25 protein-coding genes are annotated in these 23,412 nt (G+C 65.7%); 9 read left to right on the forward strand and 16 right to left on the reverse strand.

The window, feature by feature from the left end; genetic code table 11:
• Nucleotide 1: 1 nt before the first annotated feature.
• The 3 genes from ACVENA_RS08710 to ACVENA_RS08720 all read right to left on the reverse strand — a co-directional run bounded on the left by ACVENA_RS08710 (nucleotide 2) and on the right by ACVENA_RS08720 (nucleotide 3,220).
• Nucleotides 2-1,813 (reverse strand): ParB/RepB/Spo0J family partition protein, encoded by a 1,812-nt coding sequence (locus ACVENA_RS08710; RefSeq protein ID WP_449328465.1) that lies wholly within the window; start codon nucleotides 1,811-1,813, stop codon nucleotides 2-4.
• Between the two features lie 82 nt (nucleotides 1,814-1,895).
• Nucleotides 1,896-2,300 (reverse strand): DUF2958 domain-containing protein, encoded by a 405-nt coding sequence (locus ACVENA_RS08715; protein ID WP_449328466.1) that lies wholly within the window; start codon nucleotides 2,298-2,300, stop codon nucleotides 1,896-1,898.
• Nucleotides 2,297-3,220: an ArdC family protein gene (locus ACVENA_RS08720; protein WP_449328467.1), complete on the reverse strand. Its 924-nt coding sequence runs from the start codon at nucleotides 3,218-3,220 to the stop codon at nucleotides 2,297-2,299. The genes ACVENA_RS08715 and ACVENA_RS08720 overlap by 4 nt, the downstream gene beginning before the upstream one ends.
• A gap of 856 nt (nucleotides 3,221-4,076) precedes the next feature.
• Between ACVENA_RS08720 and ACVENA_RS08725 the strand changes: the two genes are divergently transcribed.
• From ACVENA_RS08725 to ACVENA_RS08735, 3 genes are all read left to right on the forward strand, one after another.
• Nucleotides 4,077-4,703 (forward strand): hypothetical protein, encoded by a 627-nt coding sequence (locus ACVENA_RS08725; RefSeq protein WP_449328468.1) that lies wholly within the window; start codon nucleotides 4,077-4,079, stop codon nucleotides 4,701-4,703.
• 390 nt (nucleotides 4,704-5,093) lie between these two features.
• Nucleotides 5,094-5,687: a TPM domain-containing protein gene (locus ACVENA_RS08730; protein WP_449328469.1), complete on the forward strand. Its 594-nt coding sequence runs from the start codon at nucleotides 5,094-5,096 to the stop codon at nucleotides 5,685-5,687.
• Nucleotides 5,684-6,574, forward strand: coding sequence for a hypothetical protein (locus tag ACVENA_RS08735; RefSeq protein WP_449328470.1), 891 nt, complete (start codon nucleotides 5,684-5,686; stop codon nucleotides 6,572-6,574). The genes ACVENA_RS08730 and ACVENA_RS08735 overlap by 4 nt, the downstream gene beginning before the upstream one ends.
• Before the next feature lies 1 nt (nucleotide 6,575).
• On the opposite strand, the gene ACVENA_RS08740 is transcribed toward ACVENA_RS08735, so the two are convergent.
• Both ACVENA_RS08740 and ACVENA_RS08745 read right to left on the reverse strand, forming a co-directional pair.
• Complete coding sequence (locus ACVENA_RS08740; RefSeq protein WP_449328471.1) at nucleotides 6,576-7,034, reverse strand: hypothetical protein; 459 nt, start codon at nucleotides 7,032-7,034, stop codon at nucleotides 6,576-6,578.
• 91 nt (nucleotides 7,035-7,125) lie between these two features.
• Nucleotides 7,126-8,091: an AraC family transcriptional regulator gene (locus tag ACVENA_RS08745; RefSeq protein WP_449328472.1), complete on the reverse strand. Its 966-nt coding sequence runs from the start codon at nucleotides 8,089-8,091 to the stop codon at nucleotides 7,126-7,128.
• A 467-nt stretch (nucleotides 8,092-8,558) separates the two neighbouring features.
• Between ACVENA_RS08745 and ACVENA_RS08750 the strand changes: the two genes are divergently transcribed.
• The 5 genes from ACVENA_RS08750 to ACVENA_RS08770 are packed head-to-tail and all read left to right on the forward strand — an operon-like array spanning nucleotide 8,559 to nucleotide 12,134.
• Nucleotides 8,559-9,296, forward strand: coding sequence for a hypothetical protein (locus tag ACVENA_RS08750; protein WP_449328473.1), 738 nt, complete (start codon nucleotides 8,559-8,561; stop codon nucleotides 9,294-9,296).
• 55 nt (nucleotides 9,297-9,351) lie between these two features.
• Nucleotides 9,352-10,581, forward strand: a complete 1,230-nt coding sequence (locus ACVENA_RS08755; RefSeq protein WP_449328474.1) for a lysozyme inhibitor LprI family protein — start codon at nucleotides 9,352-9,354, stop codon at nucleotides 10,579-10,581.
• Nucleotides 10,582-10,584: 3 nt separating this feature from the next.
• A complete protein-coding gene (locus tag ACVENA_RS08760) occupies nucleotides 10,585-11,010 on the forward strand; it encodes a hypothetical protein (RefSeq protein WP_449328475.1) in 426 nt (141 codons plus the stop codon).
• A 12-nt stretch (nucleotides 11,011-11,022) separates the two neighbouring features.
• A complete protein-coding gene (locus tag ACVENA_RS08765) occupies nucleotides 11,023-11,700 on the forward strand; it encodes an SHOCT domain-containing protein (RefSeq protein WP_449328476.1) in 678 nt (225 codons plus the stop codon).
• Nucleotides 11,701-11,702: 2 nt separating this feature from the next.
• Nucleotides 11,703-12,134: a hypothetical protein gene (locus ACVENA_RS08770; RefSeq protein ID WP_449328477.1), complete on the forward strand. Its 432-nt coding sequence runs from the start codon at nucleotides 11,703-11,705 to the stop codon at nucleotides 12,132-12,134.
• Nucleotides 12,135-12,195: 61 nt separating this feature from the next.
• Here ACVENA_RS08770 and ACVENA_RS08775 read toward each other — a convergent pair whose 3' ends face one another.
• Genes ACVENA_RS08775 through ACVENA_RS08785 form a run of 3 tightly spaced genes read right to left on the reverse strand, consistent with a single transcriptional unit; the run spans nucleotide 12,196 to nucleotide 13,563 of the window.
• Nucleotides 12,196-12,801, reverse strand: a complete 606-nt coding sequence (locus tag ACVENA_RS08775; RefSeq protein ID WP_449328478.1) for a lytic transglycosylase domain-containing protein — start codon at nucleotides 12,799-12,801, stop codon at nucleotides 12,196-12,198.
• Nucleotides 12,789-13,349, reverse strand: a complete 561-nt coding sequence (locus tag ACVENA_RS08780) for a S26 family signal peptidase (protein ID WP_449328479.1) — start codon at nucleotides 13,347-13,349, stop codon at nucleotides 12,789-12,791. Before ACVENA_RS08780 ends, ACVENA_RS08775 begins: the two co-directional genes overlap by 13 nt.
• Nucleotides 13,342-13,563 (reverse strand): helix-turn-helix domain-containing protein, encoded by a 222-nt coding sequence (locus ACVENA_RS08785; protein WP_449328480.1) that lies wholly within the window; start codon nucleotides 13,561-13,563, stop codon nucleotides 13,342-13,344. The genes ACVENA_RS08780 and ACVENA_RS08785 overlap by 8 nt, the downstream gene beginning before the upstream one ends.
• Before the next feature lie 224 nt (nucleotides 13,564-13,787).
• On the opposite strand from ACVENA_RS08785, the gene ACVENA_RS08790 reads away from it, so the two are divergent.
• Complete coding sequence (locus ACVENA_RS08790; protein ID WP_449328481.1) at nucleotides 13,788-14,000, forward strand: helix-turn-helix transcriptional regulator; 213 nt, start codon at nucleotides 13,788-13,790, stop codon at nucleotides 13,998-14,000.
• A gap of 12 nt (nucleotides 14,001-14,012) precedes the next feature.
• Here ACVENA_RS08790 and ACVENA_RS08795 read toward each other — a convergent pair whose 3' ends face one another.
• The 8 genes from ACVENA_RS08795 to ACVENA_RS08830 form a co-directional block, all read right to left on the reverse strand.
• Nucleotides 14,013-14,756, reverse strand: a complete 744-nt coding sequence (locus ACVENA_RS08795) for a DNA -binding domain-containing protein (RefSeq protein ID WP_449328482.1) — start codon at nucleotides 14,754-14,756, stop codon at nucleotides 14,013-14,015.
• A gap of 11 nt (nucleotides 14,757-14,767) precedes the next feature.
• Entirely contained in the window at nucleotides 14,768-15,646 is an 879-nt protein-coding gene (locus ACVENA_RS08800; protein ID WP_449328483.1) for a phytanoyl-CoA dioxygenase family protein, read from the reverse strand.
• A 10-nt stretch (nucleotides 15,647-15,656) separates the two neighbouring features.
• Nucleotides 15,657-16,268: an acyl-homoserine-lactone synthase gene (locus tag ACVENA_RS08805; protein ID WP_449328484.1), complete on the reverse strand. Its 612-nt coding sequence runs from the start codon at nucleotides 16,266-16,268 to the stop codon at nucleotides 15,657-15,659.
• A gap of 67 nt (nucleotides 16,269-16,335) precedes the next feature.
• Entirely contained in the window at nucleotides 16,336-17,082 is a 747-nt protein-coding gene (locus tag ACVENA_RS08810; RefSeq protein WP_329629598.1) for a helix-turn-helix transcriptional regulator, read from the reverse strand.
• A 189-nt stretch (nucleotides 17,083-17,271) separates the two neighbouring features.
• The gene (locus ACVENA_RS08815; RefSeq protein WP_449328485.1) at nucleotides 17,272-17,706 is read right to left on the reverse strand and encodes a DUF2147 domain-containing protein; all 435 of its coding nucleotides are present in this window, start codon (nucleotides 17,704-17,706) and stop codon (nucleotides 17,272-17,274) included.
• An 8-nt stretch (nucleotides 17,707-17,714) separates the two neighbouring features.
• On the reverse strand, nucleotides 17,715-18,572 hold the full coding sequence (locus tag ACVENA_RS08820; RefSeq protein ID WP_449328486.1) for a metal-dependent hydrolase: 858 nt from the start codon (nucleotides 18,570-18,572) through the stop codon (nucleotides 17,715-17,717).
• Nucleotides 18,573-18,765: 193 nt separating this feature from the next.
• The gene (locus ACVENA_RS08825; protein WP_449328487.1) at nucleotides 18,766-22,128 is read right to left on the reverse strand and encodes a TonB-dependent receptor domain-containing protein; all 3,363 of its coding nucleotides are present in this window, start codon (nucleotides 22,126-22,128) and stop codon (nucleotides 18,766-18,768) included.
• Between the two features lie 203 nt (nucleotides 22,129-22,331).
• Entirely contained in the window at nucleotides 22,332-23,411 is a 1,080-nt protein-coding gene (locus ACVENA_RS08830) for a FecR family protein (protein WP_449328488.1), read from the reverse strand.
• Nucleotide 23,412: the final 1 nt, after the last annotated feature.

Consider the following 23,412-nt stretch of genomic DNA (forward strand, 5'->3'; position numbering starts at 1 on the left):
GTCAAGCCGCGAGCGGTTCGGGCTGCGGCTCGGACTCTTTCGGTGCGGGCAGTGCGACGACCGCGCCGGGGCTGGTGGGATCAGGCTCGCTCCCGGCCCGCACCGCTGCGACCAGTTCGGCCGCCGTAACGGTACCGACACCGCCACGATCCGTGTAGGCGGCGGGCGGGAACGCCATCCATTTCGGCACCCAGCTATCGACCTTGGCGCGCCCGTTCGCGCCGCCGATGTGATCGCGAACGATCTGCTTCAAGGTCTTGGTCTTTTCGCCCGCGTTGGCGGTCGCGACGGGTTCGCCCGCGACCTCGGTGATGATGCGGGTCAGCACCATCTTGTCGCGCAGCCCCTCGAAAAAGGCGTCGTCAGCTTGCCAGTAGCGAGCCATATCGACACCGATTTCGCCGCCGACCGCTTCGACGGCAGCGCTGCCGACGGCAAGCGTTTCGCCCATGACGACGGCAATCACCTGCATGACGGCGCGATCTGTGAGGCCGAGCAGGGCGAAGAACAGCCCGACGAGGCCGGACGGATCGCCGTTGCTGCCGGTCACGGTCGGTTCCTCGGGCGAGTAGTTGAGCAGGTCGAGAACGGCGCGGCGCTTCGCGTCGAAGTCGGTTTCGCCCTTGCAGGTTTCGACCGATTCCCGCACCGCGTCATTGCGGGCGGCCTGACCCTCGACCCGCACGGTCCAGAGCGGCGAGCCGACGATGGCATGGGCGACCATCAAGCGTAGCGCGACCTTGGGATGGCCGGTCAGCGCCGCGCGCACGGCGGCATGACGGTGCAGGTCGATATAGTTCTGCATCGTCCCCGTCACCTCGGGGCGCGGCACCTTCGGACCGATGTCGACCACTTCGCCCTTGGCGATCCGCTTCGCTTCCTTATCGGTCACATAGCCTTCGCGAAATTCGACCTCGCCATTGGCGCGAACATCGACATAGACGCGACCGCCCTTCGTCTTGGGCATCCTAACATATTCGTAGGCGTGGAAATATTCGCTCGGCGGAATGATGACCACATCGCTCCATCCGTTGTCCAGATAGGCGTCGCGGCGCTCGTCGATCGCCGCGTTCTGCGCGGTCCAGAAGGCTTCGGCATCCGCGAAATAGCTATCCTGCTCGAACAGGTCGAGAGTGATACCCTTCATGCCTTCGGTGTCGAACAGCGCGTTCTTGACCGGGATGCACGCACCGCCGAACAGCCAATCCTTAAGCTGGCGGCCAGTCGGTGCCCATTGCTGGGGGTCGTCGAGCAGCGCCAGCCATGCCTTCTGCTGCCCCTTCGTTGCCAAGGTCAGATGGCGGACGGTGGTGCGGTCGATTTTGCCCTTGCGGAACAGACCCCGGATGCGGGGAATGAGATTGCCGAGCGCGAGGATACGGCGCACCATCAATTCGGGCATACCGAAGGTCGCGGCAATATCCTCGATGTCGCGGCCTTCCTTGACGAGCCGGGTGAAGCTTTCCCATCGCGTCACCTCGTCGGGGTCGAGCCGCTTGATGTTCTCGATCAACGATGCCTCGATGGCGGCGGCGTCGTCGCCATCCTCGAGAATGGCGCACGGCAACGGGTCGATTTCGATGCCGCTGGCAACGCTTTCCTCCGCGACGATCTTCGCGGCGGTGAAGCGGCGCGCGCCCGCGACGATCTCATACGCGTCGGGGCTGCAATTCGGCCGGACGATCAGCGGCACGAGAACGCCGCGCTTGCGGACGGTCGGCAATATGTCGGACACATCCGGCGCCTTTTTCGCGTAGCGCATATTGGCTTTGCTGATCGACAGCTTGCCAAGGTCGATAAATTGGAGTTTCATTGGTCTGCTCCTATGAGCGCCGGTCCGTCGATTTTTGCGAGTGGGCGGACCGGCTTAGTCAGCGGCGAAAACGCGCCGCGCGTTATCCGCCCATCGGCGGAATCTCGTCATCGTTCACCGCGCGCGCGAGGCGGCGAAGCAGGGTTTCAGCGGTGCTGATCGACCCGGTACGGCGCGCCCATCCCGCCCATGTCGAAAGCGGGTGGCCGGTCTGGAAATGAATGTCGCGCTCGATACCGAGGCCGAACGGCAAGCGAACGCTGGCCAGTTCGGACAGGCTGAAACTGCCTTCTTCGGGACAGCCGAAACCCAAGTCGGCAAGGCCGCGCAGCGTGTCGCCATCCTCGGCCAGTTCGGTCGCCAGCCAAGTGGCCGCGCCCACTGGATTGAAGAATTTGACCACCGGAACGGGGTCGAAATTTTCAAGATGGGCGGCGGCGTCGTTCGCGCGCAAGGCAGCGTGAAGCTCGGGGGTCAGGAGGATCATGCCGCTTCCCTCCGTTCTTCGCCCTCGCGGAAGGCGAGGATATAGTCGGCGGCTCTGGTCGCTTGGGCGGTTGCGCGGAAAATGGCGCGCTTGTCCTCGCGCAAAATGTCGAGCCAATAGCCGAGATAGTCCGCGTGCCGGACGGTCGGCACCAAGCCCAAGGTCGCGCCGATGAAGGCGGAAGATATTTCCGCGATCAATTCCTCGCGCGCATATTCGGGCGAGCCGAAACCGCCCTTCATTTCGCGGCCGAGCCGCTTCGCGCCGCCCGTCCAGTGCGAAAGTTCGTGAAAGGCGGTATCGTAAAAATCGTTGGCGTTGCGGAACGCGGCGAGCGGCGGCACCTGCACATAATCTTGCGCCGGGACATAGAAGGCGTCGTTGCCACCGATCCGAAAATCGGCGCCGGTCGCGGCAATCAGCGCCTCGGCCTCGGGGATGACCTCGGGCAGCGGACGCGGCGCGGGATCGCCCGCGATCTTCTCGGGCAAGCCTTCGCATTGCGCGACATTAAAAACGGAAAAGCATTTGAGGAACGGGATAGCGTTGGGTTCCTCGCCGCTCTCGGCGGCGCGGACCTTCTCGCCATCGGGAACGAAGCGGTCGGCATAGACAACGAGCGTTCCCTTTTCGCCCTTTTTGACATTACCGCCTGCGCCCAAGGCTTGGCGGAAGGTCAACCAGCCCGACACGGGATAGCCGCGTTCCATCGCCGCCGACCAAAGCAGGAGGATGTTGATGCCGGAATAGCGGCGTCCGGTCACGGCGTTGCGGGGCATGGTCGGGGCGGCGTCCCAAGGCTGCACCCAAGGGAAGCGGCCTTGCTCCAGTGCGGCGACGATCTTGGCGGTGACATCGGCGTAAAGGTCGCGCGCGTTTCCACCGCTGCGCGCACGGCGCGCAGTCGTTCCCTTCGTCATGGTGTTACTCCATCCGGTCGTGCGATTTCACAGTGCGCCACCGGTCGCATCTCGATCAGCGGCATCTATACTTTTACAGGATAGTCGAAATAGTCTCTATACTATTGATTTCTTGACACAAACCCATCGTGCCTGGTGGGTCCGAGCAAGAAAAGGGCCGCGACCAGCGGCCCCAGAAAAGGAACGAAAACGCATCGGCCGCTCGTGCGGCCGATCCCTTTTCGACAGGGACATGGAGCGCAGAGCCGGCCCGCTTCCATCGCACCCGGAGCCGTCCTCGCAGGGTCCCAAGGGACGCGCGGATTTCTTGGCGGCAAGAGGCACGGGAGGGTTAGCGCAGCTTGGCAAATGGGGCCGGCGCTTCTCGAAGGGAGAAGCAAAAGCCGGCGGCCCCATTGGCTTAGCGAAGCTTATCCCGACGCAACTCCTTGCCGCTGAAAATCCGTGTGGCACGCCAGGGACACTGAGAGGCCGGCGAAGGGAGCGATGGATGCGGCTGGCTCCAGATCCCCATCGCGCGCCGCGCGCGCGATTCCACAGCTTTAGCTGCCCCGGCGCCACAGCTTCAGCAGCCGAACAGTGGGCCGTCTCGGTTTGCCTGTCCGCCTTGAGAGAGGGAGCTTCTCGAATCGGGATCGGGGTGGACCACCCAGTGCCGCCACACGATCAGCCGTCCAGTACCGAATAATCCCATGCCCGGTTCCTTATGGTCCGCGACATGCGGGGACCGACCGTCCATTGTCTCTTGGGCGCAAACGGATTGTCCATCGGGATGACGCGCGACTTGACGGGAGAAATCGCAATGCGGGGCGAGTTGAATCTGAACCGGGGTAGAATGTTTGGCGCGGCAGCCTGCGTGAGCCTGATCCTCTCCGGCTGCGGCGGCGCGCCCGACGTTCAGCTCCCCGCCGACCGGACGGAAAGCGCGGGGCTCTGCTATGGCGCCACTCTGGCGCTGACGCAGGAAAAGGTCGGGAAGGGTTCCGTCCCGCTCGACGACGCGAGCCACGCGCTGCATTTCGCGCTGCTCGCCGCGACGGACGGCGACCTCGGCGACCCGGCCAAGGTCGTCAGCAAGATCGAGAGTATCGGTACACAGGACAAGGGATTGCAGGACAAGCTCGCCGCCGACAAGAATGCCGGAAGCTACGCTGCCCCCTGCGCCAAGGCGTTCCCGGAGACACAGGCGGGCACGTTCAAGGGCCTGCCGCCCGATACGCGCGACACGCGCACCCAATGCTATGTGCTGTCGACCGTGCTGCTTCAGATCTTCGCGCAAAGCGAGATCGCGCCCGATCCCCGCGCCGCGACGTGGGTGAAGCTCAACGGCCAGCTCGAACAATTGTCGAACAACGAGGTCTATCCTGCGGAGGATGACAATCATATCGGCGAGATCGCGATGCGGGCGCTGGCCCAGGCGGTGCGGTGGGGGCCACCGGTCGACGCGATGGCGGCGTGCGGCGAGCGTTACCTGAAGGACTGACCGCGATGCCGGAAGGGGAGCGCGCGGCGATATGAGCTACACCACCGTCTACGACATCGCGAACGACAGCATCGACTGGCAGTTTCCGCTGATCGGGCTGGCGCTGATCCTCGTCGGCGCGGTGATGAAATGGGGGTTCGGAAAACCGGGCTGGAACAGCTATCCGATCATGGCGATCGGCGTCTTCACGATCCTCGCGTCGGGCGCGGTGCCGTGGTGGGACTATCGCCGCGTCACGCAGGCGGTGGCGAGGGGGGAGGCGCAGCAGGTCGAAGGCTCGATCCACGATTGGCGCATCGCGCGCGGACGCGGCAGGCGCAAAAGCACGGGCACCACTTTTTATAGTCATTACGAGCGTTTTTCGGTCGGCGACGTCGCTTTCGATGTCAATTGGGGGGCGCTGCCAACCGCGGCAGCACCGAGGAGAAGCCCTCGGTTCGCCTGGCGAACGGCATGCCCGCGCGCATCTGGTATCTGCCGATCGACGGCCCCGGCAAGCCGCCGCGCATCACGCGCATCGATCTGGGCGCGGTCGGCTGGGCCGATGCGGTGCAGGCGGACGATGCCGGTATCGCCTTCCGGCTGGTGCAGGGCCGGGTCGCCGACGAGGCCAACGTCCTGCCCGCCGCCCGGAAGGTGCGGCTCGACACCCTGCTCGCCGCCTTCGAGCAGGCGAGCGGGCACCGGCTCGTCGTCGTCACGACGCCGTCGCTCGGCGGGATCGACATCGCGCGCTTCGCGGCCGAAATCGCCGATCGCCGGGGCATGGCGGACGCCGGCATATTGCTGCTGGTCGCGCCGAACGAGCGGCAGGCACGGATCGCGGTCGGGCGCAACCTCGCCGCCCGCCTGCCCGACGCCGCGGCGCAGGCGATCATGGACGGCGCGATCCTGCCGCCGTTCCGGCGCGGCGACATTCCCGGCGGAATCGAGGCGGGCGTGGAGAGGATCATCGCCAGGGTGGCGGGGCCGGAGAACCCGTGAACCGGGTCCTGAACCCGCCGGTGATCGCCGCCGTGCTGCTGTTGCTGCTGGCGGGCGCGGCGTCGCTCGGCTGGCTGTGGCTGCGTGATGGCCGGGTGACGCCCGCCGCGATCGTCATCCTGTTCCTGCCGGTGGCGATGTTGATCGCGGGCATGGCCGCGTGGGGAACCGACCGCTCGCAGATCGGCATCACCGCCTGGGCCCTCACCATGTTCGGTGCGCTGATCCCCGCCGTTTACGCACTGCAAAGCGGCCCCGGCTGGCTCGTGCAATGGCGGTTCATGGCGATCTTCGGCGTTGCCTATTTCGCGATCCTGACCATGTTCATGCTATGGCTCGCGGCCTGGACGGCGTGGGTGGCGCCCGCGCCCGGCGCCATGCCATTGCCCGAACATCGCTTGAAGCGGCGGATCGAATCGCTGGCGAATGCCGGGCTCGAGCTGCGCGTCGAGCGCCCGGCGGACCGGCCAGGGCAGTTGCTGGTGACGCGCGGCTTTCGCGACGGCAAGCGGTCGATCGGGATACGGCTGACCTTCGTCTCCGGGGGGCATTGCGTGCTGGCGCGCGAGGTGTCGCTGATCCGCGGCGACAAGCCGATGGACGCAAGCGAGGCGCGAATGAGCAGCAGCCTCCGCTCGCGCGACGGCACTCACCCCGATGCCGCCCTGATCTATGACGCCAGCCTGACCGTGACGCCGCCGAGTGCGGCCATTCGGCGGCAGATCGCGCTGCGTATCATGGACGATCGCGTCGAGATTGCGGGAGACAGGGATGCGGCCTCGGCTCCCGCCAATCTGGCGCATGTGCTGACCGAACTGGTCCACCAGTCGGGATGGGGATGGCAGGGCGTGTTCGCCGACTGGCAGCGAGGCTGTCGCAAGGCGTGACTCAGTTCGCCCCGACCGATCCCAGAATGCGCGCGGAACGAATGCGGTCGACTACCACGACATGATCGGCACCCCCCATGGGGCCGTAATGACCCGCGTCCCGCGATCTTCGCCCGTCGAATTCCATAACAACAGCGACCGTGCCGCCCATGCGGTCCATTTCTGCACGCAAGGCCGGATCAGGTGCAGCGGTCGGCGCAAAATCCAGCCAAACGGCCTCGGCGTTCCCGCTCCGCTCGGTGGGGATGGCCTTTGCCCCGGAAAGAAAGGCTGAGCGCTCGAAGCCCGACAGCCACACGCCCTGCATAGGTTCCGCGGGCAATAGCACGAGGCATTGGGCGTAATCGAAAGCAGGGCAATCCATGTTCGACGGCGCGCCCGTCTCATCGCTTTCATCACTCACGCGCCCCTGACCCGCCATGTCGGTACTTGCCGAGCAGCCGGTGACCATCATTGCCACGCCGATCGCCCACCGTATTACCATTTTCGCCTCTCCGAGTTGCAGACGTGCATATCAGCGCAGCCGAAACCGATCCCACTCTATCCGGTTCTCAGGCACTTTTCCCGCGCAAATCCGACGGGGTCATTCCGAAGCGTCGACGGAAGGTGCGGTTGAAATAGGACAGGTCGCCAAAGCCGCAGGCATAGGCAATCACCGCGATCGTTCCCGGCGCCTGTCCCGGATGCAGCAGCAGGCGATGCGCCCGGTCGAGCCGCTGACCGAGGACGTGAGCGGAAAAGCTGCTGCCTTCCTCCTGGAACAGGCGGCGGACATAGCGCGGGCTGATCCCGCAGCGCCTTGCGACATCCTCGACGCCCAGGTGCGGGTCGCACAGCCTGCGTGCGATCTCGGCCTTGATCGCCCGCAGCCGCGCCGCTTTCACGCCGGGCTGTTCGGGCAGCGGCGGGCCGTCGATATCCGCCGCCGCGATGGCGGCGATCAGGTCGCGGATATGCCCGGCAACAAGCGGCCCCGCCGCGCCCGCAGCCGCCTCGGCGCGCAGGCGGAGCATGTCGACATAGGCATGGAGAAGGCCCAGCAAGTCGTTCTGCCGCGGCACCACCCGCATCGCCAGGTCGTCTGCGTCCGAATAGAAGGCGCGCAGATCGTCGAGCGCGATGGCGATATTGGTGAAACGGCTCCGGCTCGGGCAACCTATGGCGCTGACCTCGCCGCCGCGCACGAAGATCGAGTCGCCCGGCGCCAATATATGCTCCTGCCCGCCCTGCCTGACTTCCAGCGACGCGTCGGCGGTGATCAGATAGAGCATCTCCGCCGGGTCGGCGGCGATCAGATGGCGCGTTCGCGTTACCCGCACCGGCGATGCGAAGACCGAGGCATAGGCGGCACCCGGCAGCGCGCACAGCGTTCCTTCGGCGTGAAATGGCGTCTCCGCCGCCGGCTCTATGTCGATCCGAACCATCGCCTGGCCGAAGACCTCGCGCCACATCGGCAGGCGCTCGCGTGCCGGAATCGAGGCGGTCGATAATCGCTGCGACAGAAAAGCCGAATCCACGCCGCCCCCCCTCCACTGGCATCGCGCCGCCAACGATGGCGGGGAGTGCCGAGCGACCCACCCTATCGACCGAGTGCCGCGTGGTCCACCTCGCGTTCCGTCTGATCCGAGACGGGTGCGAGCTGGCATGGCATGACGGCGGGGCAGGGAGAAAATGATGCGCGAACACCCATTGCCGAATCCGATACCCGCCGATTTCTCGCCGGCGCCCGGAACTTGACGCGGGAGTGGGTGCGTCGACAGCGACCCGTCGGCGTATCCGCGGGCCGAACAGGGGGACACTGCCGATCGGCTTCCCTCTGTCCCTGTCCGGTCTCCCCCGTCGGGCCTGCCCGTACTTTGTGCAGCACGGGCAGGCCCTCCCTCCGAAAAGCCTGGAGATAGGAACCATGACCCGCAAAGGGCAAGCAAGGGCCCGATTTCCAGGATCGCCAACCCGGCGGCCTTGGCGCGCACTGCTCGCATCCGTGCTGGTTCTTGCTGCCGTGCCGACCGCGGCGCAGGATGAACGGCCACGCTGGTATGGCGTCGATCATGGCGAGCAGACGCGGCTCGTTTATGGCGTGCCCGAGAGCGACGATACGTCGCTGATCTTCATCTGCCAGAAGGGCGGTCCGGAACTATCGGTCTATATGACCCATCCACCGCTTCGCGCGGCGGCAGGGCAGAGCCTGCCGGTTCGTCTGAGCAACGGGCGTGCGGTCTCGGCCTTTCGCGCAACGGTGCAGACGCAGGAGATGGACGATCTGCTGCATCTGATGGCGCAGGTTCCGCTCGATGCGCCGCTCGAATCGATACTGGCGGCGGAGGGACAGTTGACGATCGACCTGGGCGGGGTCACGGCGCGCTATCCGCTCGATGGCGTCGTAGCGGCGGCGCGGCCGCTGATCGCGCTCTGCGGCACCGCCGCGCGGGCGGCGCCCGCCGCCGACCTCGCCGTAACCGTGACGAACAAGACCCGCCGCCGCGTCGAGCAGATCGCGCTTCGCGAGCCAGACGATATCGAACTGAACTCCGACGCCTTCGGCTATGACGGGCTTGCTCCGGGGCGCCGGCGGACCTTCACCATCCCCGGCGGCGGCGGAGTTTGCACTTATGAAATCTCGGTCCTGTTCGAGGAGAAGGAGGAGGATTGCTGCAACGATCCCTTGCCCATCGGCCAGCAGAACCTGTGCGACGATCCGCGCATTGTCGTCCATGACTAGCTGGCCGGTTCTTCGCTTTAGCGGCCTGCTCCTGTCCGCCGCCCTTGCCCCAGGCGTGACGGCTGCCCCTGCGGCCGCGCAGTCGGCGCCCCCTGTCAGCGTTCCGGCGAGCTTCGATTGCGGCAAGGCGACGCGCGCAGTCGATCGCTTCATCTGTGCCAACGCCGCCTTGCGCTGGCAGGATCTGGCGCTGTCGCGAAGCTACCGCGCCGTACTGGACAAGCTGAGCGGCTCGGCGCGCGCGGCGCTCGTGGCGGAGCAGCGCGACTGGGTGAGCGAACGCGACCGCCGCTGCGCCGCCGACCGCAGCTTCGCCGAGTTGAACGATCCCGCCTCTTCGGTCCATGATCAGGCCTATGACTGCATGATCATCGTTTATCAGGGTCGCCGCCAGACCCTCGGCGACCGTGCCGCGGCGCCGATCGCGACACGGGTGATTGGCGAAATCGACCTTGGCCCCATCGCCCGTGCGCGGCCCGAACTGGCCGAGAAGGGGCGGGTGCCGGTCGCTGGGATGCGGCTGTCGCCCGACGGCCGCCATGTTGCCATCCTGTTGCCCAGCCGCGAGCTCGACGGCCCCGACCAGTTGTGGCTCTTTCGCGTGGCTGACCGCAAGCTGACGGCCGTGACACCGCGTCCCGACACGCGCGCGCAGCATCCCGCCGACGCCCTGACCGCGATCACCGGGCTGGCCTGGCGAGGTGACACGCTGTTCGCGATCGCTTCGCTATGGGGCGACGGCAGCGACGGCGAGAGCGGTCCGACCGCCTATTACGCCGCGACGGTCGCGGGCAGCCGCCGCCTGCCCGATCGGCCGCCCGAGGCGGCGGACCGGTGGGAATCGGTGACGGGCGGGCTGGTCTATCGCGAGGATGAATTTTCCGACGACCTCGACGCAGTGGAGTCGCTGCGCGGCAACGAAGGCTGGCTGGTCTGGGCGGCGGATCGCGGCCACGGCACCGTCGACCTCCACATCCGCGCGCGCAAACCGCTTGGCACACCGTATCTCGTGGCGTGGGGCGGTTGGGAGCTGGCGTCCTTCCTGTTCGACGACGCGCGCTCGCGCCTGAACTATCCCGCCGACGTCGGTATCATGCGCTTCGACATGGCGACCCGCGCCGAGCGCCGCATCGCGGGCACCTGGCGCGGCGACCGGCCCTATGCTGTGTCCGCGGATCAGGGCACGCTGCTGTGGGTGACGCGCAACGCCTGCGGCGATGAACATGAGGCCGACCCAGACGCGCCCGAGCGCTTCTGCCTCGCCGCCATGACGAACGGCGCCTGAACCATGGGTTTTTTCGCGAACCTCCGCGACGCGCGCTGGAAGCCAAGCCTTACCGACCCGGTATCGAGCACGGCGCAGGTCGTGTCGTCCACCATGCAGGCGGAACAGGTCGCGGACCGGATCAACGCCAGCGGGTGGGACGCGAAAGCGGGCGGAGAGCCTTTGGGCGCCTTCTTCGGGATGCCCGCCAGCGTCACCATCAACGGAGAGCCCACGACGGCCAAGGCCCTTTCTGCTTTCGAGACGATGACCGGGATGGACTTGAACGGCGACGGGCGGGTCGGCGGGCACGGCGGGCAGGCCATCGGCGAAGAGGCCGCCACGGACGGCGCGAACAAGCTCCGCCATCTCCAGACACTGCGCGGCGACGGCCTGATTTCCGAAGCGGGTTATCAGGCCAAACGAGCCGACATCCTGTCCGGGCTTTGAGGGGGATAGGCGATGGGCGATTGGGCCATATTCACCGTGGGGATGATGCTGTTGGGACCGGTCGTCATCCTGATCGTGGGCCTGATCGGGAGCATGACCGTGCGCGGCATCGCAAGGGGCGGCGCATCGGCCGCCACCGCGCGGTGGGGATGCGGGTTGGTCGGGCTGACGGCGATCTGCGGCTTTTGCGGCGTGATGGTGGCGTCCGCGGGCGGCGCCCTCCATCCCCCGCTGGTGACGGTCGCCGCGCCCTATGTCTGCGACGGGACGGTCGAAACCCAGTCGCGGAACTATTCCTACAAGCCGGGGCAGCAGGGTGTCGCGCGCAATATCTTCTGTCTCGATCCGGATGGTGGCCGACGCGACATCACCTTGCGCGCCGCCGGCGCGGCAGCCGTCTATTATACGCTGATCTTTCTGGTCGCGGGGCTGGTGCTGGTCTTTCTGGTCCGGCTGTTGAAGCCGCGCCGATCCGCCGACGCCCAATCGGATATCGTCGCGGACTTCGGCAAGAGGATGGCCGAGCGGCTGCGCACCGACGCCGATATCGTGCGCCGCCCCGCCGCGCCGCCCGTCACGGGCGGCGGCGTCGAGGACCGGCTGCGGCACCTGCAATCGCTGCGCGACGGCGGCCTGATCAGCGAAGAGGAATATCAAGCCAAGCGCACCGAGATATTGGCCGGCCTGTGAGGATGCGCCGGACTCGCCTCGGCCTCGCGACGCTACTCTGCGCCGGTGTTGCGGGCTGCGCGAGCCGGGAGCAGGCGGCGCGTGACACATTGGCCCAGGCATTCACATGCCCGGTCGAGCGCGTGGCGGCGACGAAAGTCGATGGCGTGCGCTGGAGTGAAGTGCAGCGGCGCGCGAACCCCGTCCCCGACCCGCCCACCGAAATCCGCGCCGACCCGGTGCGGCTCGCCCAGTGGACCGAGAGCCATCATGCGTCCTTCTCTCCCGGCTTCGACCATAATTATGAGGGATTCCGCGCCGCCGGATGCGGGCATGAAGTCGAATACCTCTGCTTCTGTCCGCTCGAAGCGCCGATCGCGAAGCAAGCCGCCTGCCACTGCGAAGCGCCGTCGGTTCCGCTGCTGCCGGCACCGCGAGACCGAGAGTCGCAATGACCATAGACAGCGACACCACGGACATAGCGCACACGGCACCTTTCAATCGGTTTGGGTCGGTTCATCGTCGTATGAAGAAGATTGCGCGGCGGCCGGAAGCGACCGGACTGCCCGCGCCGTCTGTTCCCGCACGCTCCAGCGCAAACAGAGTCGATGGCGACGCGAGATTCGAGGCGATCGCCTTCCTCCCTTTCGCGGACGAACCATCCCAAAGCTGCCGAACATAGGCACGGGTTTCGGCCGGCAATTCTCGGCCTTGCGAAACGAAGGCGGCATAGCGCGCCGGCCCCGCATTATAGGCGCCGAACAGGCCCGGATAGCCGAAGCGGTCATACATGAGCCGCAGATAATAGGTTCCGGCCATGATGTTGTCGCGGGGGTGGTGTGGGTCATTTCCCAGACCGAGCCGCGCGCGCATATCGGTCCAAGTTCCCGGCATGAGCTGCATGAGGCCCATTGCCCCCGCGCGGCTGACGATCGGGCGACCGTCGAGCGTCGTCCGTCCGCCGCTTTCGGCGCGCATCACGCGCTCGATCCATTCGACCGGGACGCCATAGCGCGCCGACGCCTCGGCGATATAGGGGCGCCAGTGATCGACCGATTCTGCGTTGGCAGGCGAAGCCGCGAGCAGCGCGAGCGCGGCGAGTGTGATCCTCACCGCCGCCATAGGAGCTGCGCCCGCCCGACAATATCGCCCGCGTCGGTAACGCCGAAATAGCGCCCGTCGAACGACGCGGGGCTGTCGGCCATCAACAGGAAATATTCCCCCGGTCCGAGCGCGCGGCAGCCCGACCACCACGGCATCGGCTGCCCCGCGCCGTCGCGATCGAGCCGCCGCGCGACAAGCCGCCCGTTGACCATCACGCGCGCACCCACCGCGCACACTTCATCGCCCGCCGCGGCGACAACGCGCTTCACCAACGGAACATTCGCCGGAAGATAATGGCGGCGCGCCGCGAACATCCGATACTCGACCGGCACTCTCGCGATCACCATGTCGCCGCGCGCGAGCGGCGCGGCCCCGCCGACCGCATAGAGGCCGACCGGCGCGCTGGCGCTGGCGTTCCAAACAAGGCGCGGACGGGGTTCGATCAGCAGGGTCGAAACAAGCGCGCCCGCAAGACTGCCGAGCGCGAGACTCCAGACCAGCAACCGCTTCGGGTGGATGGGCGAAGGCGACTCCGGCGCCGGGGCTATGGCCGCGCGATCAGTCACGACCGATTCCCACATCGGCCGTGCCGCGCGACCAGCTTTCGAGGTCGTCGGGGTGATAATAGATCAGGCGGCCGTGGCGGCGGAAGCGCGGCCCTTTGCCGCTGGCGCGCAGCTTTTGCAGCTTGCGCCAACCGATGCCGAGATAATGGGCGGCCTGCGCCGTATTGAGATAGGGACGGCCCGACGACCCCAGGCGATTTGCATCGGTCGACATCGCTTCCGCGCTCCTGCAATTTTGCTCGGCGGGGGTGCTATCGCGGCAGGAAGGGCAGGCAGAGGCCCGCAATCGGCGCTCCTCATTTTCGGGCCAGGCCATGAAAATGCGCGTGCCGCATATATTCCGCACCGCCGCGTGATTATATTCTATGGAGTTGCGGGCCGATTGGCCGTGGTCATGCGACCATGAGTTGCCGCGGCCGACAGATTCTTGCAGACAATTTGAAGGAGCTGCGCGACCTCCACGCGATGACGCAGGAGGATTTGGCGGGCGCGGCGCAGATCGACCGCAGTTCGATCAGCATGATCGAGCGTGGGAAATTTGCGGCATCGATCGACATGATCGAAAAGATCGCCGCTGCCTTTCAGGTCGGGATCGACGAAATGCTCCAGCCGGGCCTCGCCGAGAGATCGCGCAAGCGTCTCGGCAAATAGCCGGCTCAGGGATCAGGGAAAGGCGCCGCTGATCCAGTCGGCGGGCTTCGACACTGCCGCGCGTCGGGCCGCTTCGACGAGGCGCTGGCTGCGTCGTCGCCACGGCGCCGCATTGACCCGCCAGTTGACGATGCCCGCGGTCCCGAACAGCGCATCGGCAATGTCGCGCTGGCTGGCGCCGGCCAGAAGCGCATCGTGGACGCGCAAGACCTGACTCCACCGCCCCGCGCGCCGCTCGGCGGGAAAATGGCCGCGCCGCCACCGGCCTTCGCGCGCGAGCGCGATCAGGCGGGCGAGGGCGGCGAGCGCGGCCGCATCGAGCCGCGCGACATGGACGGTGAGCGCGACGGGGCCGCCGCATAGGCTGCCGGAAACGATGTCGAGACGCAGCGGGCGCGCGGCAGTCCCGAACAGCCAATGCTCGCCGTCCGCGCTTGCGGCCATCGCGCGCGTCTCGGCGACGCGCGATAGGTCGAAATTGCCGCCCCCGCGCGAACAGGTGCGCGCGGTCGCGATCAGCAGGAAGGGATCGACGGCCGCGGTCCATATCGGGCGGGCTGCGCGGGCGTCGGCCTCGAAAGCCGGGCGGTTGCGAAGCCCGAAGGCCGGGGCGGCATTTTCCTCCCGATCGGCCTCGGCCTGATAGTCGGGACGGCGGCGTAGCCATTCCCAGGCGAAGGCGTGGCGCCCGCAGGCGTCGAGCCATTCATAGGCCGACGGGTCGCGCCAGTCGGCGAGAAGCCGACCGGCGGACATGATCCGTCCCGTTATCCGCCCACAAGGCCGGCGCGAGCGGCTTCCTGCTCGGCGATATGGTCGGCGATGGCCTCGGCCTGTTCGGGCCGCAGCGCGTCGATCGCCGCAAGGCCGTCGATCACGGGATTGCCGAGCAACACCGACGGGCATTGCCCTTCGACATTGCCGAGGTTGGGACGGTGCTGGGCGTAGCCGACGAGGGCGGCGAGGTCGGGATCGAACTGCCGCGCGACCTCGGGCGGATAGACGAGATACTGGTTCTCGAAGGTCCGCAGCCAACCGAGGCAATAGCCGACGATCACGGCGCGCCGCACCGCGTCCGATATATTGGCGCCGGCGCCGTGGACGATCGAGCCGAGGAACAGCAGCGCCGACCCCGGCGCCATGTCGGCAACGATCGGCGGGACAGTCAAGGGATCGACCCCATCGTCGCGGTGGCTTCCCGGCCAGAGCCGGGTTGCGCCATTGTCGGCGGTGAAGGGATCGACGGGCCAGATGACGTTGAGCTGATAGTCCATGCTGGTCTTGCCGCCGCCCCATAAATCCTGATCGCGGTGCGGCACCTGCGCGAGCGCGCCGGGATGGATTTCGACGGCCTGCGTCAAGTTGAGGACGATGCGGTCGCACCATGCGCCGAGAATGGTTTCGGCGATGGTCAGGATCAGTGGATGCCGGACGAGCGCGGCGGCGTGGTGCGAGCGCCGGAGCAGCGCCCCGAAACGCTTGGTGCGCGCGCCATAGAAGCCGCCTTCGCAAAAGGGTGTCGTCTCGAAGCGCGGCGACAGCTCGGTCTCGAGCGCGGCGATGGCGTCGGGCGCGATGGAGTTCTCGACGATGCAATAGCCGTCGGCGAGCAGCATCGCGGCGAGGCGGGCAGGATCGTGCGTCATATCGCTCCCCTCAAGCCAATTCGGCCGCGGCCGCCGCGATCGTGTCGGGCGCGTAGATGCCCGTCGCGGCGAGCAGCGCCGGCGTGTCGGCGCCGATGTCGAGACGGAAAGCGCAGATCGAACTGCCCTGATGGGTCCGCGCGGGGCCGAGCGGCGCGGCGCGCCAGCCCATCGCGAGGACGGTTTCGCGAAAGACCGCGGTGACGACGCCCGTCAGCACCGACACGCGGCTTTGCAGCGCATGATCGACCATCGCCGAAATCAGCCGGTTGCGGACCGCGCGTCGCCCATCGCGCCCGAGCCGCGACGGCAGGCATAGCCGGGTGATCTCCATGACGTGCGGACCGCATGGGATCTCGCCATCGCAGAGGCCGGCGAAGTGGTCTGCGAGCAAGTGCGGGCGGATCGTCGGCAGCAGCCGCATCGACCCGGCATGTTCGCCGTCGGCATCGACAGCGATCAGATAATGGGCGTTGCCGCCGTCATAATGGTCGATTTCATATTGGCCGGCGACGACGGGAACGTCCCACCCGAGCTGGTCAACGAACTGCCGCTTACGGTCGCGGAACATCGACGCGGCGAGCGGATCGGCGAGCGAACAGCCGTGGCGGATAAGAATCATGACATTGGCTCCCTTGGTTGTTCACAACAAGGGAGCAGGCAGCCGGACGACTGGGGATCGTCAAAATTTATGAACCGATATCGTCGGAAGGGATGAGGCCCACGCGGCGCGCCACATGGGCCAGTTCGGTGCGGCTGCATACGCCGAACGCTTGCCGAAGATGGGCCATATGGGTTCGGACGGTCGTGGGTTTGAGGTCCATGATAAGCGCGATCTGCTCGTCCGTGCGGCCCATCGCGGCCCATTTCAGGCATTCGAGGCGGCGCGGGCTGATCTGCGGAACCTCGCTCTCGTCGATAGGAACCGGATAGCCTTGCAGCCGCCGCGCCTCGGCAAAGGCTTCGTCGGCGATCCACGCTGCGGCGCGGCAGAGGGCGGCGGACGGAAGCGCGTTCGCGTCGGTCGCGAAGGTGCAGCAACCGGCAGGCTCGCCCGGCACGGCGACCGGGACGGTAAAGCCGATGCGCAGGCCGTGGTGGATCGCTTCGTTCAAGATGCGGACCTGCTTTGGATCGGACGGCAAGCCGCGGCGCAGTTCGTGCCAGGTGAACGGGCGGTTGGTTCGCTGCGATGCGAGCAGGGCGGGATCGTGCCGGAAATATTGGCGCGCCACGAAGATATGGCCCCATTCGCCGAAATTATGAAGGAACAGGAGGCGTCGGCCGGGCCGCGTGAACCAGAGGGCGTGGACGATGGCGAGCCGGTTGAAGCCCAGTTCGCGGACGGCATCGAGCGTGACGTCGAAGATGGCCTCGCCGCTTCGGGCGGCGCGCACCTGCTTCCTGTGCTGCTCGATCAGCCGGTCGAGCGGCATGACAGCGGACCGAACACGCCACGGTCAAGGCGAGCGATGGTATTGAATATATTCCGCAAAGTGCGGCGGACGGATGATCCTGCCGTTTGGCGGGCGATCGCGCCTAGCGCGCGCATTCCCTGCATGACAGCGGCGACGCACCGCTGTTCGGCCGCGCCGCAAGCGCATCACGCACGGCCGCCGCAAGGGTCAACGCACGCGCGTCCATAGCTTCGTCCTGCAGAAGATCGCCGCCTTGCAACCCTTCACCTCCAGCTTGCCATCGGCGCGGAGCGTCAGCGTGCCGGTCGCCGCGCCGTCGCCGGATTCGGGATCATAGAGCGGGCCGCCCTTCCATTGGGCAGGACCACCCTCGAACCCTTGCAGCACGACCAGCCCTTTCAACCGCCGCTCGCGCAATTTGCGGTCGGGGTTCCTGACGTCGCGATGGTCGGGGTTGGCCCGCAGGGGAGCGGCATCGACGATCTTGCCGCAGAGGGATGGACCACAGCGGTAAATCTCGACGCGCCCCCCTTGGCTGCCGGTTGCCCAAGTGCCGGTGATGGCGCCGCTCCCCTGCGAAGCCGCGGCCGTTCCCCCTCCGGCGGCCGCAACCAATGTCATCGCGAGTAAAATCCTCTTCATGCCATCGCTCATTTCGGCATCGGCGCGACGAGCGGCGGCGACAGAGTTGCGAGAGCGCGTTGCGCCAGCGCGCGGTCGTCGTGCTGCCACGGATGGAAGTTCGGCCGGAAATAGGCGAAGAGGTCGCGCAACAGCAGCCGCATCAAACCGGGCTTGCCGTAAAGGTAGGAAAGCAGCCCGGTCCACGTCCGCAGGTTGTTCTTGCCATCCTGCCGCAGCAGGTCCGCGGTGTTGCGAAAGACGACATAATGAAAGCGGACGCCCGCCGCGAGCATGGTGAAGGACCGCAGCGTCCAGCACCGGAACGGCGACCGGCTTCGCATGGCGAGTACCAGCGTGTCGTATGCGACCGCCTTATGCTCAATTTCCTCGATAGCGTGCCAGCGCCACATGCGTTGCTCCTCGACGTCGGCTCCCGCGAGGTGCGCCGGGTCCGACAGGATCGCGTTGGCGAGCGTCGCAGTGAAATGCTCGAGCGCGCAGGTTCCGGCGAGCTGCATCAGCGGCGGGCGCTTGCGTGCCCATGCGATCGTGCGGGCCGCGCGGTCCTCGGACGATGTAAGGTCATAGCCTGCATCGCGCGCCTGCCGGTTGAAAAAGACATGCTCGCGCGAGTGCGTCGATTCCTGAAAGATGAAATCGTCGATCTGCTCGCGCAACGCCTCGGGCGCTTCGTCGCGGTAATGGCGCACCGCCGACATGAAGAATTTTTCGCCGACCGGGAAGGTCGAGGACAGCGCGTTATAGAAAGCCGTGCGACCTGCATCGCCACCGTGCCACCAGCGGCGCGCGGTCATTCCGCGCCCGAATTTCCAATTGCGCCGTTCGATCACCGGCGCCGCCGGATGTTCGGTCTGGAGTGTCATATCTGCCTCCGTCATTGCCGGACAAATAGGCCGCCGCCCCGTTGCCGGGATATTGGTCGAGGCGGCGGCCCAGTTATCCCTCAGGGGAGAGGGAGTGCGAGAGACTGTTTTCCGGTCCAAAAAAGCCGGGCCGATGCTTGCCCGGGAGCAAGCGAGGCATCGGCCCGAGGCGTTCCCCCAGTGGAGAGAGGACTCAGAATTTCTTGGCGATGCTGAACCCGATGATGCGCGGGTCGAGGGTGAAGACGTTGGTCGTCAGGCCGCTGTCGTCGGAGTTCAGGAAGGCATCGGTGATCGGCGTCGAGTTGAATACGTTCTTCACATAGGCTTCGATCGACAGGTCATCGGGACCATCGACGCGCAGCGAAATATTGAAGTTGGTCCAGTCACGCAGCCGGTCATAGGGGTTCAGGTTGTAAACCCGCGCCCACGATTTCGCCTGCCAGTAACCGTCGCCGCGAACCGTCGCGCTCCAACCGTCGTTGAAGGGGATGGTATATTCTGCGCCGAGGTTGACCGTCCAATGCGGCGAGTTGGGCAGTTCGTTGCCCGACACGTCGCTATACAGGCCCGCACCGCCGTTCAGTTCGGGATAGTTGGCGACGTCATAGGCTTGGCCGGTCGCCGGATCGTTGATGGCCAAACCATTGCTAAAGAGGCCGCCGATCCCCCCACACAATTTCCATGAGTTCACAAGGGCATGGTCTCGCGCAAGCCAGCCTTCGACAACGGGGGTCGGCAACACGCAGTTGGAGGGCAACTGCACCCACGGCTTGACCACGGTGTAGTTCGGGTTGCCCAGCGTACGGTTCATCGGGTCGATCGACTTCATCCCCTTGCCGATGCGCGTGCCGAGATAGCCGACATTGGCGTTGAAGCGCAGCCGATCGACGGGCTCAAAGATGGCGGACAGTTCGCCGCCCCACATCTTCGCATCGAAATTCTCGTTGACCGCCGTGCGGTCGCGGATCTGCGACACCTGATAATTGCTGTAGTCATAGAAGAAGGCGCTGGCGTTGAGGATCAGCCGCCCGCCCATCAGCGCGTTCTTGGCGCCGATCTCGAACGCGTTGACGAATTCGGGCTCGAAAGTCGGGCCATAGTTGACGCCGGTGAGTTGCCCCAGCGGGAAAAAGCCCGGAAAAAAGCCACTTGCAGCAAAAAGATTATAGTCGGCCTGCGTCATGATGCCGCGTTCCAACAGTTCGTCCGGATCGGCCGCGAAACCCGGCGTCGGCGGATTGGCCCCTCCCGCCTTGTAACCGCGGCTGTAGAAGGCATAGAGCAATGTCTGGTCGGTGAATCCCAGATCAGGTTTCCAGTCGAGACCGATGCGGCCGGTGAACTCTCCCCATTTCTGTTCGAGAACACCGGTCGAGGGATAACCCATGTTGACGAGCCCCAACCCCGTCGCCGTCGGCGCCGTCAGCAATTGGCTGGGCACCAGCGTGAAACTCTTTTCGTCATGCGTGTAACGTAGTCCCGCCGTTAGCTTCAGGTCGGGGTTGATGTTGTAATAGGCTTCCCCGAAGGCCGCATAGCTTTCGAGCTTATAGGGGTTGGAACTGCGGAAATAATTGTGCCCTTGGCCGTTAATGCTCTCGACCGGATTCGGATCGATATAGGGACAGCGCGAATTTTCAATCGGCGTCGGCGCGCCATGAAGGGAAAAAAGATAGAAATTGGTGAATCCGCACGTCGTAATATCGCCAGTCTGGTTTGACGGCGGAAGCATCGCGAGGAGCGTGAAGATATTCGACATGACATAATAATCGGTCTGCGTCTTAAACTTCGTATAATTGCCGCCGACGCTGAAATTGAACGGTCCGTCGAAGCTCGACTGCAAGCGGAATTCCTGCGCGAACTGCTTGGAGGTCGCCGACGATATGTCGAAAACGCCGAGCGTGTCGGAGCAACCGATCTGCGGATCGCAGAAGACGCCGCCCGGAGTCAGGTTCCGGTACGGACTGGGGCTATTGTTGGTAACACTTTTGACAAGCCCCGAAGAGTCCCCAAACAGTGGAAACGTGTTGAACCTGTTGTAGTCCTGAAAGCTGTAGACACTGTCCCAATTGAACATGGTCTGCGACGAAAAGGTCAGTCCGTCCACGACATCGACATCGAGATTGAGTTCAAGAATGTCAGATTTTGCCCGATAACGCGGATCGTTGAAGGAAGCGATTTCTCGCAGATTGCGCGATTGCATCGCGCCGCCATAAGGGTCAACATAATTGATCACGTGCGCTCGCTGGCCATCAGGCGTAGCGCCGTAGCCAAACGAATCATCCACGATCCCGAGTCCAATGATGAAGGGTAGTGAAAGCCCGTTCGGCGTCCCGAACGCACCGTCGTCATACAGACTGCCCGCCTTGCAACCCGTGCTGAACAGGCCTTGGCGAAGGGGGGTGTAGAGGCCCGGATCATACCCAGGATAGTTCGTATCCGCGGTCGGCGTCGATCCGATCATCTCCGGGCTGTCGTCGCGGTGGCAAAGCTGCTTGCCGGTGCGCGAGCGATTGTCGTTCTCGCGAAACCGTTCCCAGACGACATTGCCGCGCAGCCAGTCGTTCTCGAACCCCAGCGTCGCGCGCAGCGAATAAAGATCGCGGCCGTTGACGCGGTTCTTGGTCACGCTGTTATAGTCGTAGCCGTCGCGGTCCGTCAGCGACCCGGCGATGCGCAGACCGAAATGATCGGGAACGATCGGGATGTTCAGCATTCCGCTCATCCGGCGGCTGTCGTAATTGCCGACCTCGCCCTTGATGTTGCCCTCGAAGCGATCGAGTTTCGGCTTGGCCGAAATCAGATTGATGACGCCTCCGGTGGCGTTGCGGCCATAGAGGGTGCCTTGCGGCCCACGCAGCACCTCCAGCCGTTCCATGTCGAAGAATTCCTGCTCGAAAAAGCGGTTGTGAATGACGCCGACATTGTTGAAGCTGACCGCAACGCCGGGGTCGGTCGTGGCCGAAATGGCCTTTGTGCCGATGCCGCGGATCGAGACGTTGTAGCTGGTGAAATTGGATTTGCTGAACGTAAGATTCGGCACAGCGCGCATGATGTCGGAGCCGCTTTCGATCTTCTGCTCGGTCAGATCGTCCTGCGACAGCGCGGTCATCGCGATCGGCACGTCCTGAATGGACTCGACCCGCTTCTGCGCGGTGACGACGATTTCGTTGGCACGGTAGTCATCGGCCGCGGCCGTCGCCGCGTTTCCCGACGCGGTATCCTGCTCGATGACATAGGCGCCCTGCGCGGTGCGCCGCGCCTTGAGGCCGCTGCCCTGCAACGCCGCGCCCAATGCCTGATCGGCGGTCAGCGCGCCGCGCACGGCGGGGGCGCTGTGGCCTCGCACGTCGGCGGGCTGGAACACGACCTCGCTGCCGGTCTGGCGCCCGATCTGGGTCAGCGTATCGGCGAGCGACTGCGCCGGAATGTCGACCTGCTTCGCCTCGGCCGCCTGCGCCTGCGCCGGGCTGGTCATGCCGACCGCCAGCGCGGCGACCCCGAGATACATCGCCGCCTTGAACGAAATTGCGGTGCGTGTTGCGGATTTCATGCTTGCCTCCCCCATGTGATGCCATCGCGCCGTTAGCGGCGTCAGACATCAGAACGTGGCCCGCGCAAAAACCCTTCACCCCAAGGACCAGATTATGGCGCAATCAGCGCCAAAATGCAGCCATTACGTAGCGTCAAATTTGCATGAAAAAAATTTAATCGCCGCCCCGGTTTCGGGGCGCGGAAGTCTTTTTCGCGCCGAACCTATCGGCCCTTGGCGCTCAACTCGACGCCGCCATCGGACAGGTCGCGCTGGCGGACGGGCAGCAATTCCCCGACGATCGCGGCGAAGCGTTCGGGGTTGCCGGTGCGGAACACGCCGCTGACGCGCAGATTGCCGGTGGCGGCATCGCCCAGGACGATCTGCTTGGCCGAATAGCGGTTCATTTCGGCGACGGCCTCGGCAAGCGATGTATCCTTGAACTCGACAAAGCCCTCGCGCCAACGAAGCGCCTGAGCCACGTCCACTTTCGCCACGACGGGCTTCGCGCCCTCCGTCGTCACCAGTGCTTGGCCGGGGGCGAGGACGACCGGCACCATGACGGCTGAGGGTTCGCGCGGGCCGTCGTCGGCGTCGTCAACGACCACCTTGCCTTCGACGAGCGTGATCTTCATGCGGCTGGCGTCGAGCCGAACCGCGAACACCGTGCCCAGCGCCGTGACCTGATTGGCGCCCGCGCGAACGACGAACGGCCGGTTCGGGTCTTTGGCAACCGCGAACAACGCTTGTCCGCGGAGCAGCCGGACGATGCGGCGCTCCGCGATATAGCCGACACGAATGGCGCTATCGGTGTCGAGCGTCACGGCGGTTCCGTCCGCCAGTTGCACGGTGCGGCGCTCGCCCTTGGCGGTAGCGAACTCGCCCTCGTCGGGCAAATCGGACGTTGCACTGGCCGCTGGCGCGGATTGGGCCGCGAGCTGCGGCGCGTCAGCCTGTGGCCCGAAAGACAGCAGGCCGGTGCCGAGCGCGACGGCGGCGAGCAGCGAGGCCGCGACCCCGACGCCGACCCCGGCCCACAAGCCACGCCTCGGCTTCGGCCGAATGGCGAGGGCGGAGGCGCGCATCGCGTCCATCACCGGGTCGCTCGGCGGGTTCTCGTAAAGTCCCCAGGCCGCTTCGGCGCGTTCATAGGCGGCGACGTTCGCGGGCGAATCGGCTTTCCATTCATCGAACGCGGCCTGATCGGCGGCGCTGAGCGGGCCGTCCTCGACGCGGACAATCCACGCGGCGGCGGCTTCGTCCGGCGTCATGCCGCGAACCGACAAGGGGCGGGGCTGGTTCATG

The sequence above is a fragment of the Sphingopyxis sp. 550A genome (genome assembly GCF_053569535.1).

What these genes read in the sequence shown, in the direction of transcription:
- ACVENA_RS08710 (WP_449328465.1), bottom strand. Translation starts at nt 1,813, where the DNA reads ATGAAACTCCAATTTATCGACCTTGGCAAGCTGTCGATCAGCAAAGCC.
- ACVENA_RS08715 (WP_449328466.1), bottom strand. Translation starts at nt 2,300, where the DNA reads ATGATCCTCCTGACCCCCGAGCTTCACGCTGCCTTGCGCGCGAACGAC.
- ACVENA_RS08720 (WP_449328467.1), bottom strand. Translation starts at nt 3,220, where the DNA reads ATGACGAAGGGAACGACTGCGCGCCGTGCGCGCAGCGGTGGAAACGCG.
- ACVENA_RS08760 (WP_449328475.1), top strand. Translation starts at nt 10,585, where the DNA reads ATGGGTTTTTTCGCGAACCTCCGCGACGCGCGCTGGAAGCCAAGCCTT.
- ACVENA_RS08765 (WP_449328476.1), top strand. Translation starts at nt 11,023, where the DNA reads ATGGGCGATTGGGCCATATTCACCGTGGGGATGATGCTGTTGGGACCG.
- ACVENA_RS08770 (WP_449328477.1), top strand. Translation starts at nt 11,703, where the DNA reads ATGCGCCGGACTCGCCTCGGCCTCGCGACGCTACTCTGCGCCGGTGTT.
- ACVENA_RS08775 (WP_449328478.1), bottom strand. Translation starts at nt 12,801, where the DNA reads ATGGCGGCGGTGAGGATCACACTCGCCGCGCTCGCGCTGCTCGCGGCT.
- ACVENA_RS08785 (WP_449328480.1), bottom strand. Translation starts at nt 13,563, where the DNA reads ATGTCGACCGATGCAAATCGCCTGGGGTCGTCGGGCCGTCCCTATCTC.
- ACVENA_RS08795 (WP_449328482.1), bottom strand. Translation starts at nt 14,756, where the DNA reads ATGTCCGCCGGTCGGCTTCTCGCCGACTGGCGCGACCCGTCGGCCTAT.
- ACVENA_RS08800 (WP_449328483.1), bottom strand. Translation starts at nt 15,646, where the DNA reads ATGACGCACGATCCTGCCCGCCTCGCCGCGATGCTGCTCGCCGACGGC.
- ACVENA_RS08805 (WP_449328484.1), bottom strand. Translation starts at nt 16,268, where the DNA reads ATGATTCTTATCCGCCACGGCTGTTCGCTCGCCGATCCGCTCGCCGCG.
- ACVENA_RS08810 (WP_329629598.1), bottom strand. Translation starts at nt 17,082, where the DNA reads ATGCCGCTCGACCGGCTGATCGAGCAGCACAGGAAGCAGGTGCGCGCC.
- ACVENA_RS08815 (WP_449328485.1), bottom strand. Translation starts at nt 17,706, where the DNA reads ATGAAGAGGATTTTACTCGCGATGACATTGGTTGCGGCCGCCGGAGGG.
- ACVENA_RS08820 (WP_449328486.1), bottom strand. Translation starts at nt 18,572, where the DNA reads ATGACACTCCAGACCGAACATCCGGCGGCGCCGGTGATCGAACGGCGC.
- ACVENA_RS08825 (WP_449328487.1), bottom strand. Translation starts at nt 22,128, where the DNA reads ATGAAATCCGCAACACGCACCGCAATTTCGTTCAAGGCGGCGATGTAT.
- ACVENA_RS08830 (WP_449328488.1), bottom strand. Translation starts at nt 23,411, where the DNA reads ATGAACCAGCCCCGCCCCTTGTCGGTTCGCGGCATGACGCCGGACGAA.